Annotated in this window: 10 protein-coding genes and 1 pseudogene (1 of these 11 cut by a window edge); 4 read left to right on the top strand and 7 right to left on the bottom strand. The window is 66.5% G+C overall.

Features of this window, described 5'->3' with window-relative positions; translation table 11 throughout:
* Positions 1-65 precede the first annotated feature (65 nt).
* From gshA to RQP53_RS14965, 7 genes are all read right to left on the bottom strand, one after another.
* Positions 66-1,565 carry a glutamate--cysteine ligase gene (gshA, locus tag RQP53_RS14995; protein WP_434064105.1) on the bottom strand — a complete coding sequence of 500 codons (1,500 nt, stop codon included), beginning with the start codon at positions 1,563-1,565 and terminating at the stop codon, positions 66-68.
* 148 nt (positions 1,566-1,713) lie between these two features.
* The gene (locus RQP53_RS14990) at positions 1,714-2,685 is read right to left on the bottom strand and encodes a GlxA family transcriptional regulator (protein WP_315651275.1); all 972 of its coding nucleotides are present in this window, start codon (positions 2,683-2,685) and stop codon (positions 1,714-1,716) included.
* Between the two features lie 33 nt (positions 2,686-2,718).
* Positions 2,719-3,294 carry a cysteine hydrolase family protein gene (locus RQP53_RS14985; protein ID WP_315651273.1) on the bottom strand — a complete coding sequence of 192 codons (576 nt, stop codon included), beginning with the start codon at positions 3,292-3,294 and terminating at the stop codon, positions 2,719-2,721.
* 296 nt (positions 3,295-3,590) lie between these two features.
* The gene (locus RQP53_RS14980; protein WP_315651271.1) at positions 3,591-4,175 is read right to left on the bottom strand and encodes a DUF1415 domain-containing protein; all 585 of its coding nucleotides are present in this window, start codon (positions 4,173-4,175) and stop codon (positions 3,591-3,593) included.
* Between the two features lie 2 nt (positions 4,176-4,177).
* A complete protein-coding gene (locus RQP53_RS14975) occupies positions 4,178-5,278 on the bottom strand; it encodes a M14 family metallopeptidase (RefSeq protein WP_315651268.1) in 1,101 nt (366 codons plus the stop codon).
* Between the two features lie 14 nt (positions 5,279-5,292).
* Entirely contained in the window at positions 5,293-6,489 is a 1,197-nt protein-coding gene (locus RQP53_RS14970) for a M20 aminoacylase family protein (protein WP_315651266.1), read from the bottom strand.
* 89 nt (positions 6,490-6,578) lie between these two features.
* Positions 6,579-7,697 (bottom strand): ABC transporter substrate-binding protein, encoded by a 1,119-nt coding sequence (locus RQP53_RS14965; RefSeq protein WP_434064098.1) that lies wholly within the window; start codon positions 7,695-7,697, stop codon positions 6,579-6,581.
* Between the two features lie 189 nt (positions 7,698-7,886).
* Between RQP53_RS14965 and RQP53_RS14960 the strand changes: the two genes are divergently transcribed.
* From RQP53_RS14960 to RQP53_RS24695, 4 genes and pseudogenes are all read left to right on the top strand, one after another.
* Positions 7,887-9,929 (top strand): molybdopterin-containing oxidoreductase family protein, encoded by a 2,043-nt coding sequence (locus tag RQP53_RS14960; protein ID WP_315651264.1) that lies wholly within the window; start codon positions 7,887-7,889, stop codon positions 9,927-9,929.
* A 20-nt stretch (positions 9,930-9,949) separates the two neighbouring features.
* Complete coding sequence (locus RQP53_RS14955; RefSeq protein WP_315651262.1) at positions 9,950-11,008, top strand: aminopeptidase; 1,059 nt, start codon at positions 9,950-9,952, stop codon at positions 11,006-11,008.
* Positions 11,009-11,128: 120 nt separating this feature from the next.
* Positions 11,129-12,832, top strand: a complete 1,704-nt coding sequence (locus tag RQP53_RS14950; RefSeq protein ID WP_315651731.1) for a ShlB/FhaC/HecB family hemolysin secretion/activation protein — start codon at positions 11,129-11,131, stop codon at positions 12,830-12,832.
* Positions 12,833-12,868: 36 nt separating this feature from the next.
* Positions 12,869-13,059 (top strand): annotated as a pseudogene (locus tag RQP53_RS24695) (filamentous hemagglutinin N-terminal domain-containing protein); its annotated part runs 1,036 nt beyond the window's last position; the annotation flags it as partial.

Here is a 13,059-nt window from a genome sequence, read left to right as displayed (position 1 = left end):
CTCCCTGACAACAATGCTGCCGCGGATGACAGCACCAGCTTTTTGGACGCCGTCCTGGCACTCCGTCAGACGCCAAGCTGTGCTGGCGACAGATAGTGCTGCCTGAAGGCCTCGAACGGCAGGGTGTCGGCCGCTTCGATTCGTGCCTGCTCGGCCAGTGATTCGCTCGCCGCATTGGCGAAACGCTCACGCAGCGCGCTGTCTGGCGGTGCGGCGAGCAATGCCGCCTGCGTGTCGCGAGAGCGCTGCAGCACGAAGCCGATGTGCGAATCGCCGTGCGCGGCGTGCATGGCCGCCAGCACCCGGGCCGAGGGCAGGGTGTCCGGGGCAGCCAGGCTGGCGCGCGCCTGCTCAAGCGCCTCGCGGTAGAGGCTGCCGCCGAGTGCAGCGTCGATGCGCTCGGCAATCGGCGTGAATTCGGCCAGCAAGGCCTGACCCCAGTCCATCAGCGGCACCGTCGCGTCGCCGCGCTCCAGTTGCAGGCCCGGCTCGCGGCCGCGTGCGGCCGTCAGATGCTGGTTGCGCGCCAGGGCCGCGATCTCTGCCGGGGTGTCGGCGGGGCTGTCGGACAGCAGGCAATGCAGCAGGAAGATATCCAGGAAGCGCATGGTCCGCGCCGAGATGCCCAGTGGCTCGAAGGGGTCCAGGTCCATGCAGCGCACCTCGACATACTCGACGCCACGCTCGCGCAGCGCATGCAGCGGGCGTTCGCCGCTCTTGATCACGCGCTTGGGCCGAATGGTGCCGTAGAACTCGTTCTCGATCTGCAGCAGCGTGGTCGAGAGCTGGTTGTACTCGCCGCCCGGATTGCGAATGCCGATCGCCTCGTAAGCCGGGTAGGGGCGGGTGAGCGCCTCCTGCAGCGAGGCGGCATAGCCAGCCAGATGGTTGTAGCTGACCGCCAGCGAGGACTGGGCGTCGCTCTGGTAGCCGAGCCGGCCCATGCGCAGCGAGGTGCCGTGCGGCATATAGAGGCTGCCGCAGGGCTGGGTCTTCAGCTTGTGCTGCAGGCTTTGCAGCTGGTGCTCGCGACCCTCGACGAAGCTGGAGCACAGCGCCGGCGAGGCGCCAAACAGCACCAGCAGCAAAAAGGAATGGCGGCGGAAATTGCGGATCAGGCCGAAATACTCGTCGCTGCTGATGCCCGGCATCGACCAGTTGTAGTGAATGCCCGAGATGGTCTGCATGCGCCGGCCATAGCGATGGCCCAGGCCCATGCGGTAGACGCTCTTGGCACGGCCGATATTGGAGCTGCCGTAGCGGCCCAGCGGGATCGTCTCGTCGGTGGGCAGCACGCAGGGCATGCTGGAGGCCCACATCATCTCGCCGCTGCCCTGGGCCTGCGCCAGCGCCTGGGCCACGGCGCGATGGATCTCATGCAGTTCCAGCTCGCAGGCCTCGGCACTGGGATGCACGCCGGTGATCAGTTCCAGCTGCGATTCGCTGAAATCGGTGGTCACCCAGGGGTGAGTCAGGGCCGAGCCCAGAGCGCTCGGATGCGGCGTCAGGGCCAGCGAGCCATCGGCCAGCGCACGCAGGCTTTCCTTCTCGACACCGCGGCGCATCGCCTGCAGGCGTGCGCCGTCCAGCGCGCTCAGCCGCTCCAGCAAATGGCTCACAGGGGTCTCCTCAATTCATGTTTGGGGCCGGAAGTTAACAGATGTCGGTGAAACGCGCTTGCACCCCGACTCGGACGGCCGGCGCCACTTTGTGCTACGAGGCTTGGCTGGCCCGCCGGGCACGGCGCAGCTGCTGTTCCGAGCTGAAGCCAGCCAGCTCGGCGGCCTGGCCGAGCGTGGCGCCGGTGGCCAGCACCTTGCGGGCGCGCTCCAGCCGGATGGCCTGCAGATAGTGCAAGGCGGTGGTGCCGGCGTGGCTGGCAAAGAGCCGGCTCAGGTGGCGCGGTGTCACATGGGCCAGCGCGGCCAGTCGGTCCAGGCTCCACTCGGCGCGTGGGTCGGCGCAGATGGCGTCCTGGGCGCGGTGCAGGGCGGGGTGCAGATGGTTGCGGTGTGCCAGCATCGGCGACAGTTCCGGGTCCTGCGGGCTGCGGCGCAGGTAGACGACCATGGTCTGCGCCACCGCCGCGCCGATGGCATCACCGCAATGCTGGGCGATCAGGTGCAGGCAGAGATCGATGCCGGCGGTGATGCCGGCGCTGCTGGCCACGGGGCCGTCGACGACGAAAACGCGGTTGTCGACCACCTCGGTCTCCGGTGCCGCGTGGCGCAGCTCGTCGAGCAGCTCGTGGTGGGTGGTGCAGCGGCGGCCCCGCATCAGCCCGGCGCGGGCGGCCAGCAGGGCGCCGGAGCAGATCGACAGCAGCCGACCGCCGCTGGCCAGCAAGACCTGACCCTGCGCAGCCAGCCAGCGCTCGGTGCGCAGGGCCGCGGCGATCTGGGCCGAGTCGGGCTCGGGCTCATCGGCGCGACGGTGCCGGCAGCCCACCAGCATCAGCCAGGCGCTGGCAGGCAGCGTGTCGGGCAGTGGCTCCAGCCCCGCCAGTTGCAGGCCAACCGAGGACTCGGCCTCTGGCTGGGCCGCGATGAAGCGCAGCCGGAAGGCCGGCGGCTCGCCGCGCCGCTGCAGCGCTTGGTTGGCGAGCCGAAAGGCCTCGGCCGGCCCGGCCAGGTCAAGCAGCAGCGAGCCTGGCTCGACCAGCATCAGCACATCAATTTGAGACATCGCTGCAGTATGCCTTGCCGGCCTGGCGGTGCTTCAGACCTGATCCAGCGCCCGGCGGGCCCGCTGCAGCGCCTGCTCGACGCTGACGATGTCGGCAAAGCGATCCTGCAGCATGGTTTCGGTGCGCAGCTTGATGTCGGCCGGGCTCAGCACGGCGCCGCTCTTGTGCGTCATCGCGAAGGTCAGCGTGGCCTCGGTCACATAGTCGACCGTCCAGCCCTCATCGCTGGCGTGGCGGGTGGTCGTCTCGCAGCATTGCTCGGTGCGGATGCCGCTGATGATCAGGCGCTGAATGCCCTGCTGATGCAGCCAGATCGACAGCCCGGTGCCAGAGAGCGCGCTGTGGCGGTGCTTGATGAACTCGGCGGCCGGCGTGTAGGCGCGCAACTCGGCCAGCTGGCGGACATGGCCGGAGGCCAGCGCGAAGGGGTTGTCGGCAGTTTCCGGGCCATCGTTGTGGAAGATGCGCACGATGGGCAGACCCAGCTGCTCGGCCCCGGCGATCAGCGCATTGTTGCGTTCGATATAGGCCGGGTAGTCGGCTTCGTTCCAGTAGGGGCGTTGGCGGAAGGACTCTTGGACGTCGATGACGATCAGTGCGGTTTTCATGAGGAAGGCTCCTGGTGTTGAGGCCTTCATCTTCTCGCTTGGGTGCCTCGGCGTCGCGCTACGGCCGGACCGCTTTCGATCAAATCCGGACATGCTGGCCCAGGCATATTTCCGTGCCGATCTTTATGCGCCAATGCTGATGCGTCGAAATCAAGTCGAACGCAGGCCACAGAGCCACTGAGACACAGAGGAATTCAGCTCGTGCAGAAGCTGGTGCTCGTGTTTCCTCTGTGTCTCCGTGTCTCCGTGGTTTGTTTTGACGGATCACGAATCAACGCGAAAAGCGCCGCCTGTCTTCAGGGCTTCAGACCCAGCGCCTTCCAGCCTTCGATGCCGAGCTTGTCCAGCGTCTCGATATTGGCCTCGTAGATCGCATCGGTATCGCTCATGCTCTCGACGGCGCGCTCGATGCTGGACTCGCGCAGCAGGTGCAGCGTCGGGTAGGGCGAGCGGTTGCTGTAGTTGCTGATGTCGTCGATCTCGGTGCCTTCGAACTGGTAGCGCGGGTGAAAGCTGGCCACCTGCAGCTCGCCGCCCAGTTCCAGGTCTTCGACCAGCGCATCGGCAGCGCCGAGGAAATCATTGAAATCGAGGAAGTCCTGCAGCACCAGCGGGTGGATCAGGAGCGTGGTCTCGATCTCATCGGGATCGGCGCGGCGCAGCGCCAGCAGCTCGCGGGCCAGCTCCTTGAGCAGCGCTTCGGGCGTGCTGGCCGGGCTGACGACATAGCGCATCCGCTTGTTGACCTGCACGCTCTTGGCAAAAGGGCAGAGGTTGAGGCCGACCACGGCCTTGTCGACCCAGAAGCGGGTCTCCTCGGTGATGGTCTGGATCTGGGCCTCGCTGAGTGGGCCGGGGAGTGCGGAGGTGCTGTCGTTCATGGTCATAGGGCTTCGGCCTGCAAACCGCGCAGGCCCTGCAGCGCGGCGGCCTTGCCCTGCTGCAGGATCTGGGTCTTCCAGGTGTCGGTGTCGGTATAGAAGGCGTCGCGGATCTGCCGCTTGATCGCGGCGGCCAGCGCGGGCGGCGCCTCGGGGTGGGCTTCCAGCCAATGGTCGGCGCGCAGTGCGTCAATCATCTCGGCCAGCGGCACGGTGCCGAATTCCAGCGCGATGCCGGTGTAGTCGGCCCGCGGGCATTCCTGGTAGACGGCATGCCACATCAGGCCCTGCAGCGGCGCCGAGCTCGAGCTGCCATCGAACAAGGTGGTCAGGCCCTCGCCCCACCAGGCGCGTGCCCTGGTGATCGCCGCCGCCTCGTTGCGGCCGGTAAAAATGCGCTCGCCCACACCGCTGGGGCCCAGGCCGGTGTGCAGATCCAGCCAGGCGATCTGGCGGGCGGCGTGGCCGTGCTCGCGCAGCAGCTGGCGCAGCGTCTGCTGGCTCCAGGTCGGCGCATGGCCGCCGTAGAACAGGCCCAGCTCATGGCTGTACTGGCCGCCGGTGATGGCGGCTTGCAGGGCGGCCTCGCCATGGGCCTGGGCATAGGCGCGCAGCTGGGCCTGGTCGGCGTCGCTGGGTGGCCAGTGCGCGGGCACGAGGGCGCCAGCCAGTGCCTCGTAGCCGGGATTGGCCGGCAGCGGCGCGTGGAAGTCGACGAAATTGCGGTTCAGGTCCACGCCTTCCTGGGTGACGCGGCGCCACCAGGAGAAACCATGCGGGTTGAGCGCGTGCAGTGTCAGCACGGCGACGCCTTGCTGCTGCGCCTCCCGCACCGCAGCATTCCAGTCGGCATCGCAGAGCAGCGCGTGCTGGATGGCCGAGCCGCAAAAGCCCTCGACACCATGGCAGCCGCTGCTGATGATCAGCAGCTTGTCGGCCTGCGGCTTGCCCTGGCGCAGCACGTCCAGCGCCAGCCGTTCGCCGTCACGGCCGAGCAGCGGGTGCCAGTGCGGCTCGGCGTCCAGCCCGAGCTGCTCGACGATGGCCAGCCAGCGCTGCCGAGCCTCGGCATAGCGCTGCGAGAAATGCGCCGCGGGCTTCATTGATGGTCTTTCGTTCAGGGCCGTGGCTGGTTCAGCCAGGCCTCGGCCAGCCGCACCCACATCGAACCACCGAGCGGGATCAGATCGTCGTTGAAGTCGTAGCTGGGGTTGTGCAGCGTGCAGGGGCCCAGGCCATGGCCGCCGTGGCGGTGCTCGCCCTCGCCATTGCCGATGACGAAATAGCAGCCCGGAATCTTCTGCAGGTAGTAACTGAAATCCTCAGCGCCCATGGTCGGCTCGAACTCCTGCACGTTCTCGCTGCCGACCATCTCGCCGAGCAGACCGCGCAGGAACTCGGTTTCCTTTGGGTGGTTGATCGTTGGCGGGTAGTTGCGGCGGAACTCAAACTGGCATTCCAGCTCGAAGCCCTGCGCCGTGGCTTCGGTGAGCTGGCGCATGCGCCGCTCGATCAGGTCCAGCACCTCCAGCGTGAAGGTGCGCACCGTGCCCTGGATCTCGCAGCTTTCGGGGATCACATTGGTGGCCTCGCCAGCATTGATGATGGTCACCGAGATCACGCCGGTGTCGATCGGTCGCTTGTTGCGGCTGATGATGGTCTGGAAGGACTGCACCAGCTGGCAGGCCGCCGGCACCGGGTCGATGCCCAGATTGGGCATGGCGGCATGGGCGCCCTTGCCCTTGAAGCGGATCTTGAACTCATTGCTGGAGGCGAACACCGGACCGGTCTTCAGTGCGAACTGTCCGGCCTTGAGGCCCGGCCAGTTGTGGGCGCCGAACATGGCCTCCATCGGGAACTGCTCGAACAGGCCGTCCTTGATCATCTCGCGCGCGCCGCCGCCGCCCTCTTCGGCCGGCTGGAACACCAGGTAGACCGTGCCATCGAAGTTGCGATGGCGTGCCAGGTGCTTGGCCGCTGCCAGCAGCATGGCGGTGTGGCCGTCATGGCCGCAGGCGTGCATCTTGCCGGGGTGGGTGCTGGCGTGCGGAAACTGGTTGTGCTCGTGGATGGGCAGCGCATCGATATCGGCCCGCAGGCCGACGGCACGCGAGCTGCTGCCGTTCCTGACGATACCCACCACGCCGGTCGTGCCCAGGCCGCGATGCACCGGGATGCCCCAGCTGGTCAGCGCCTCGGCGATCAGGTCCGAGGTGCGCTGCTCCTGGAAGCACAGCTCCGGGTGGGCGTGGATGTCCCGTCGCAGCCGGGTGATTTCGGGCGCATCGGCCAGTATGGTGTCGATCAGCTTCATCTCGAACGCTCCTGCGAAAGGCAAAAGGCGCGTGAGGCCGCCGAAGGCTCACGCGCCCGATAAGCCGAGTTTAGCGGGGCTCAGTGTGCTCAATGCCTGACCTTGCCGTCGCCGGTCAGCATCGACAGCTCGACGAAGTTCGAGGCCACATGCTTGCCGGGGCCGAACTTGATGTTGAAGCCGCCCGGGTTGTAGCCGCTGAGGCTCTCCAGCGCGGCGATCAGGCCTTCGCGGCTGGGCCGGCCCATGCGGCGCAGGCCTTCGCTGAACACCTTGGCGGCCAGAAAGGCTTCCATCGCCGTGTAGTTGGGCGTTTGCGAGGCCTTGCGTGCAGCGGCCTGGTACTCGGCGGCCACACCGCTGGCGGTACCGAAGGGGTAGGGCACGACCTGGCTGACGACGACGCCCAGCGCGTCCTTGCCCAGCTCATCGAGCAGGGCCTGGGTGCCGACGAAAGAAACGGTGTAGAACACGCCGCCAAAGCCGGCCTTGCGGGCCGCGCGGATGAAGGCGGCGCAGCTCTTGTAGGCACTGACCATGACGATGGCCTCGGGCATGGCCGGCACCAGATCGGCCACCGCCTTGGCCACATCGACACTGTTGCGCTCGACGGTGGCGGTGCCGGTGGGGTTGAGGTTCAGCGACTTGAGCGCGCGCAGCACGCCGTCCAGGCCGGCGCGGCCATAGCTGTCGTTCTGGTGAAAGACCGAGATCTTGTTCAGGCCGAGCTGGGTCAGCTGCTTGACGATCAGCGCGGTCTCGTCGAAATAGGAGGCGCGCAGATGGAAGACCCAGCGGCTGGCCGGGTCGCGCAGCGCCTCGGCGCCGGTCAGCGGGGCGAACAGGGGGATTTGCTTCTGGTTGACCAGGGGCAAGGCGGCCAGCGTGGTGGGCGTGCCGACGTAGCCGAACAGCGCAAACACATCTTCGGCAATCAGCTGCTCGGTATTGGCCTTGCAGCGCTCGGGCTCGTAGCCATCGTCCAGCGTTTTCAACTCGACGGGCAGGCCATTGATGCCGCCGGCGGCATTCTGCGCATCAAAGAACAGCCTGGCGCCGGCCTGCATCTGCAGGCCCAGCTGGGCGGTCGGGCCGCTCAAGGGGCAGGACTGGCCCAGCACGATGCGGCGGCGATCCTGGGTCAGGGCGGGCAGGGGCGGCAGGGCCAGCGCGGCGGCCAGGGCGGTCAGACATTGACGTCGTTGCAAACTTCTCTCCTACGGGACTGCGTCATTTTTCAAGCGGGCGCCAGCCTAGCTGCGGAGCGGGCGCATTGCGCCGCAAACCGTGTCGGCTTGGTGTCCGTTTGTCAGCCGCGGCCGCGGTCTGTGCAATAGTTGACGCTGCCGGCGTCCCTTGCCGGCCTTGCCCTCCGTGTCGTGACCGCCGTGAACCTCATGTCCAGCCCCGAATCCAGCCCCAGCCAGCGCATCGTCAAAGGTGCCTGTCCTCACGATTGCCCCGACACCTGCGCGCTGCGCATCACCGTCGAGGGCGAGCGCGTCATCAAGGTGCAGGGCCAGGCCGACCATCCCTCGACCCACGGTGCGCTGTGCACCAAGGTCTCGCGCTACGCGGAGCGCACCTATCACCCGGAGCGGCTGTTGCGGCCGATGAAGCGGGTCAGCGCCAAGCATGAGGCGCCGCGTTTCGAGCCGGTCAGCTGGAACGAAGCACTGGCCGACATCGCCGCGCGCTTGAAGGCGATAGCGGCACGCGATCCAGAGGCCATCCTGCCCTACAGCTATGCCGGCACCATGGGCCTGCTGCAGGGCGAAAGCATGGCGGCCCGCTTCTTCAACAAGCTCGGCGCCTCGCGGCTGGATCGCACCATCTGTGCCTCGGCCGGTGCGAAGGCGCTGAACGCCACCTACGGCCACCGGCTGGGCATGCATCTGCGCTTCTTCGCCGAAGCGAAGCTGATCCTGATCTGGGGCAGCAACTCGATCGCCTCCAATCTGCATTTCTGGACCTATGCCAACCAGGCCAAGCGCAATGGCGCGCGGCTGATCTGCATCGACCCGCGCAAGACCGAGACGGCCGACAAATGCCATCAGCACATCGCCCTGCTGCCCGGCAGCGATGGCGCGCTGGCGCTGGGCCTGATGCATGAGTTGATCGTCAACGACTGGCTCGACCACGACTACATCGAACGCCATGTCGACGGCTTTGCCGAATTGCGCGAGAAGGCACTGAGCTGGCCGCCGGAGCGCGCCGCCGCAGCCTGTGGCATCGGGGTTGACGAGCTGCGCCAGCTGGCGCGCGACTATGCGCAGACAGCACCGGCCGCCATCCGGCTGAACTACGGCATGCAGCGGGTGCGCGGTGGTGGCAATGCGGTGCGGCTGATCGCGCTGCTGCCCTGCCTGACGGGTGCCTGGCGCCATCGCGCTGGCGGCCTGCTGCTGTCCAGCTCGGGTTGGTTCGCACCACACAAGAACCCGCAGGCGCTGGAGCTTCCCGAGCTGTTGGCCGGCCGCGCGCCGCGGACGATCAATATGAGCACCATCGGCGACGATCTGCTGCGCCCCGCCTCGGCCGACTTTGGCCCGCGCGTCGAGGCGGTGATCGTCTACAACAGCAACCCGGTCGCGGTGGCGCCGGAGTCGCCCAAGGTGGTGGCCGGTTTCTCGCGGCCCGATCTGTTCACCGTGGTGCTTGAGCACTTCATGACCGATACCGCCGATCTGGCCGACTATGTGCTGCCGGCAACCACCCAGCTGGAGCATCTCGACGTGCACACCAGCTACGGCCACACCGATGTGCTGATCAACGAAGCGGCCATCGCGCCGCAGGGCGAGGCCAAGCCGAACACGCAGATCTTTCGCGAGCTGGCCGCCGCCATGGGCTATACCGAGCCCTGCTTTGTCGAAAGCGACGAAGCGCTCGCCCGCCAGGCCTTCAAGTCCAGCATCGATTTCGAGGCGCTGCGGGCCCAGGGCTGGCAAAGCCTGCCGGTGCCTGAGGCGCCGTTTGCCGACGGTGGTTTTGCCACGCCCTCCGGCCGCGCCCAGGCCGGCGGCGCCGACTATGTGCCCAATTACGAGAGTCGCGCCTCGTCGCCCGAACTTGCGGCGCGCTACCCGCTGGCGATGATCTCGCCACCGGCGCGCAACTTCCTCAATTCCAGCTTCGTCAACGTCAAGAGTCTGCGCGATATCGAGGGCGAGCCGCTGCTGGAAATGCATGCCGACGACGCCGCGGCGCGCGGCCTGGCCGATGGCAGCGTGGTGCGCGTCTTCAATGACCGCGGCAGCTACCGCTGCAAGCTCAGCATCAATGCGCGGGCCCGGCCCGGCGTCGTCAACGGCCTGGGCGTGTGGTGGCGCAAGCTGGGCCTGGACGGCAGCAATGTCAACGAGCTCACCCACCAGCGCCTCACCGATATGGGCCAGGCGCCGAGCTTCTACGACTGCCTGGTCGAGGTGGCGGCCGGGTGAATGGGAGACGCGTCCTCGGGGTGCTAGCGCTCGCCACGGCGGCGTTGCTCCTGAGTGGCTGCGCGCAGCTGGGCTATCTGGCGCAGTCAGCCTCCGGCCACTTGGCGCTGACCCGAGCGGCCCGACCGGTCGACGAGTGGCTGGCCGACCCGACGCTCACGCCACGCCTGCGCGAGCAGCTCCTGCTCAGCCAGCGCCTGCGCGAGTTCGCCAGCCGCGAACTCGCGCTGCCCGACAACAACAGCTACCGCCGCTATGCCGATTTGCAGCGTGAGGCCGCCGTCTGGAACGTGGCCGCCACGCCGGAACTGAGCCTGCAGCTGCAGAGCTGGTGCTTCCCGCTGATGGGCTGCGTTGGCTACCGCGGCTACTTCGACCGCCAGGCGGCCGAGGCCTTTGCCGCGACGCTGGCGGCGCAGGGCGCCGAGGTGCAGGTCTATCCGGTGCCGGCCTATTCGACGCTTGGCTGGAGCGCCTGGCTGGGCGGCGACCCGCTGCTCAACACCTTCATCGCCTACCCGGAAGGTGAGCTGGCCCGGATGATCTTCCATGAGCTGGCTCATCAGGTGGCCTACGCGGCCGACGACACCGAGTTCAACGAGAGCTTTGCCACCGCGGTTGAACGGCTGGGCGTGCAGCGCTGGTTCGCTGCCAGCCAAGGGCAAGGCGCTGCGGCAGCCTGGCAGCGCTACCGCCAAGGCGACCAACGCCGCGAGCAATTCCTGGCCCTGACGCTGCGCTACCGCCAGCAGCTGGACGAGCTCTATCGGAGCACCCAGCCTGACGAGGCCAAGCGCGCGGCCAAACAGGCGCTGATGGCGCAGCTGCAGGCCGATTACCAGCAGCTGAAGCAAGGCGAATGGCAGAGCTATGCCGGCTATGACCGCTGGTTCGCCCAGGCCAACAACGCCAGCTTGGCCATGCTGGGTACCTACAACGGCTTGACGCCGCAGTTTGAGCGCCTGTTCGCGGCCCGTGGCCAGCGCTGGTCGGAGTTCTATGCCGAGGTGCAGCGGCTTGCTAAGCTGGAAAAGAGTCTGCGCCGCCAGCAACTGCAGGCCGTCGCTGCGTCGCCCTGACGCTACGCCTGAGGGTTTCTCCGCGGTGCCGCCGTATCGCTAGTCGATAGAGTGTGCGCTCTTCGACCAAGAGCGGGGCGCTACGACCCGGCCGGTCTTCGGGAGGGCTTGTTTGTGCAGATGCTGCGATGCATTGGCGCTTGCCTTTGCGTCGCTTTTGCCATGGGCCTGGCCGGTCCTGCGCACGCCGCACAGGAGCGCCGCGATACGCTGGAAGCGCTGGAGAGGGAACGACTGCAACTGCAGCGAGACGAACTGCATAGGCAGGAGTACGCGCCTGGGCAGCTGTCATCGTCGCGATGGCGGTCGCCAGTTGCCGGCGAGAGCCCCTGTTTCAGAATTGATGAGATCGTTCTTGGCGCTGATGGCCTGGATCAAGCGCTGCTGCCGCGCTTTGCCGAGCTGCTGGTCGATCTCGACGAGTTCCGTAAGAGCTGCCTCGGTGTCCAAAGCCTGGAAGCCTTGCGCGCCAATCTGCAAGACCGCTTGCATGAAAACGGCTACCTGACCAGCCGAATCGAACTGCCGCCACAAAACCTCAGCGCTGGCCGACTGCAGCTAAAGCTGCACCTGGGTCGAGTGGCGGGCTATCGCGTGGTGGTGAACGGAGGTGAGTCGGGATATGTCCCAGCCAATGCGCTTGGCTTCGCCAGTGGCGACCTGCTGCGACGTCAAGACATCGAGCAAACCCTTGAGAACCTGGGCAGGTTGCGTAGCCAAGCCGCGCAATTCCAGATCGAGCCCGGCCCGGAACTGGATACCAGCGTGATTGCCATCCAACTCGCCGGTGGCCGCGAGTGGGGCATCAACCTTGGCATCGACAACGCGGCTGCGCAAGAGTTTGGTCGCTATCAGTACAGCCTGAATGGCAGCCTTGACAATCCACTTGGTAGGGCTGATCAGCTCAGTCTGAACCTGAGTCGTACACGCCGCGCTCCTGGCGGCGATGCCCAGCAGCGAAGCCTGTTGCTGAGCTACAGCCTGCCGGTGGGGCGGCACTTGCTTTCGGCCAATGTGTCGCGGACGACGCATGGCAGGTCAATCCAAGGCGCCAGCACTGTTTTTGCAGAAGAAGGCTTCGATGCCAGCGTTCAACTTCGCTGGCAATGGACGGCTTGGCGAACTGCCAATGTGCGGCAGAACATCTGGATGGGGCTTGTCACGCGGCGGGCCAGAAATTTTGTTGAAGACACCGAACTGCTGCTCCAGCGCCGCCGCAGCAAGTCGATGGAGGCAGGTTTCAACACGTCGATCCGTTGGGGTGATGCCCAGTTGGAATTCAGCGGTGAGTGTGCACAGGGTCTGCGTGTAAGCCCAGATCCTGACCTCGATACCCCACCGCCCGAGTTGCCGCGTGTTTCCCGGCTGCAGCTGTCTTTGCTTGCTCCGCTACGCCCTCCAGCCTGGTTGGGCGCTTCGGCCTGGGGCTATCAAGCACGGGCGCAGGTGCACCACGTTGAACACCCGGCGTATGCCAGCGACCTTGCCACGCTGGGCGGACGCTGGACCGTGCGGGGCATCAGCGACACCGGCTTGATCGCGGGTCGGTCGGTTTTGAGCGTGCAGCAGGAGCTTCAGTTGCCTTGGCGAGCACTGGCCCTGCAGACGCAGATGCAGCCCTTTGTGGCGCTCGACCTCGGCGGCGAACTGAAGTCCGTCCAAGCAGATACGCCCGAGCGCCGCATGGCCGGCGCCGCCCTGGGCCTGCGCTTTGCCCGCGAGCATCTCAACGCAGAAATTGTGTTAGCCCGCCCGCTCTACAACGGCGGTGCAGCCGAGGCAGGCGGCACACAGGTGTACCTGAATCTTTTCGCAAGCTATTGAGCCATCCATCAACCGAACAGCTCTGGAATTGATGACATGAAAAACAAGCAGACCTTGATCGCCCGCGCGGTGATGCTGGCCCTGGCCGCCCAAACCCTTCAACCGCTTCCGAGCTATGCGCAGATCAAGGTCGACGCATCGGCGCCCGCTGGCAAAAAACCAATTCTGGACAAGGCAGGTAACGGGGTCACGGTGATTCATATCGCGCCGGCGAATTCGGCAGGTGT

This window comes from Roseateles aquae, assembly GCF_032337115.1.
Taxonomy (GTDB): Bacteria; Pseudomonadota; Gammaproteobacteria; order Burkholderiales; family Burkholderiaceae_C; genus Roseateles_C; species Roseateles_C aquae.
This window is presented reverse-complemented; position numbering and strand designations above follow the sequence as displayed.

Excerpts from the sequence above, each read along its gene's own strand:
- RQP53_RS14985 (WP_315651273.1), bottom strand. The coding sequence starts at position 3,294 with ATGAAAACCGCACTGATCGTCATCGACGTCCAAGAGTCCTTCCGCCAA.
- RQP53_RS14950 (WP_315651731.1), top strand. The coding sequence starts at position 11,129 with ATGCTGCGATGCATTGGCGCTTGCCTTTGCGTCGCTTTTGCCATGGGC.
- RQP53_RS14980 (WP_315651271.1), bottom strand. The coding sequence starts at position 4,175 with ATGAACGACAGCACCTCCGCACTCCCCGGCCCACTCAGCGAGGCCCAG.
- RQP53_RS14970 (WP_315651266.1), bottom strand. The coding sequence starts at position 6,489 with ATGAAGCTGATCGACACCATACTGGCCGATGCGCCCGAAATCACCCGG.
- RQP53_RS14990 (WP_315651275.1), bottom strand. The coding sequence starts at position 2,685 with ATGTCTCAAATTGATGTGCTGATGCTGGTCGAGCCAGGCTCGCTGCTG.
- RQP53_RS14975 (WP_315651268.1), bottom strand. The coding sequence starts at position 5,278 with ATGAAGCCCGCGGCGCATTTCTCGCAGCGCTATGCCGAGGCTCGGCAG.
- gshA (WP_434064105.1), bottom strand. The coding sequence starts at position 1,565 with ATGCGCCGCGGTGTCGAGAAGGAAAGCCTGCGTGCGCTGGCCGATGGC.
- RQP53_RS14960 (WP_315651264.1), top strand. The coding sequence starts at position 7,887 with ATGTCCAGCCCCGAATCCAGCCCCAGCCAGCGCATCGTCAAAGGTGCC.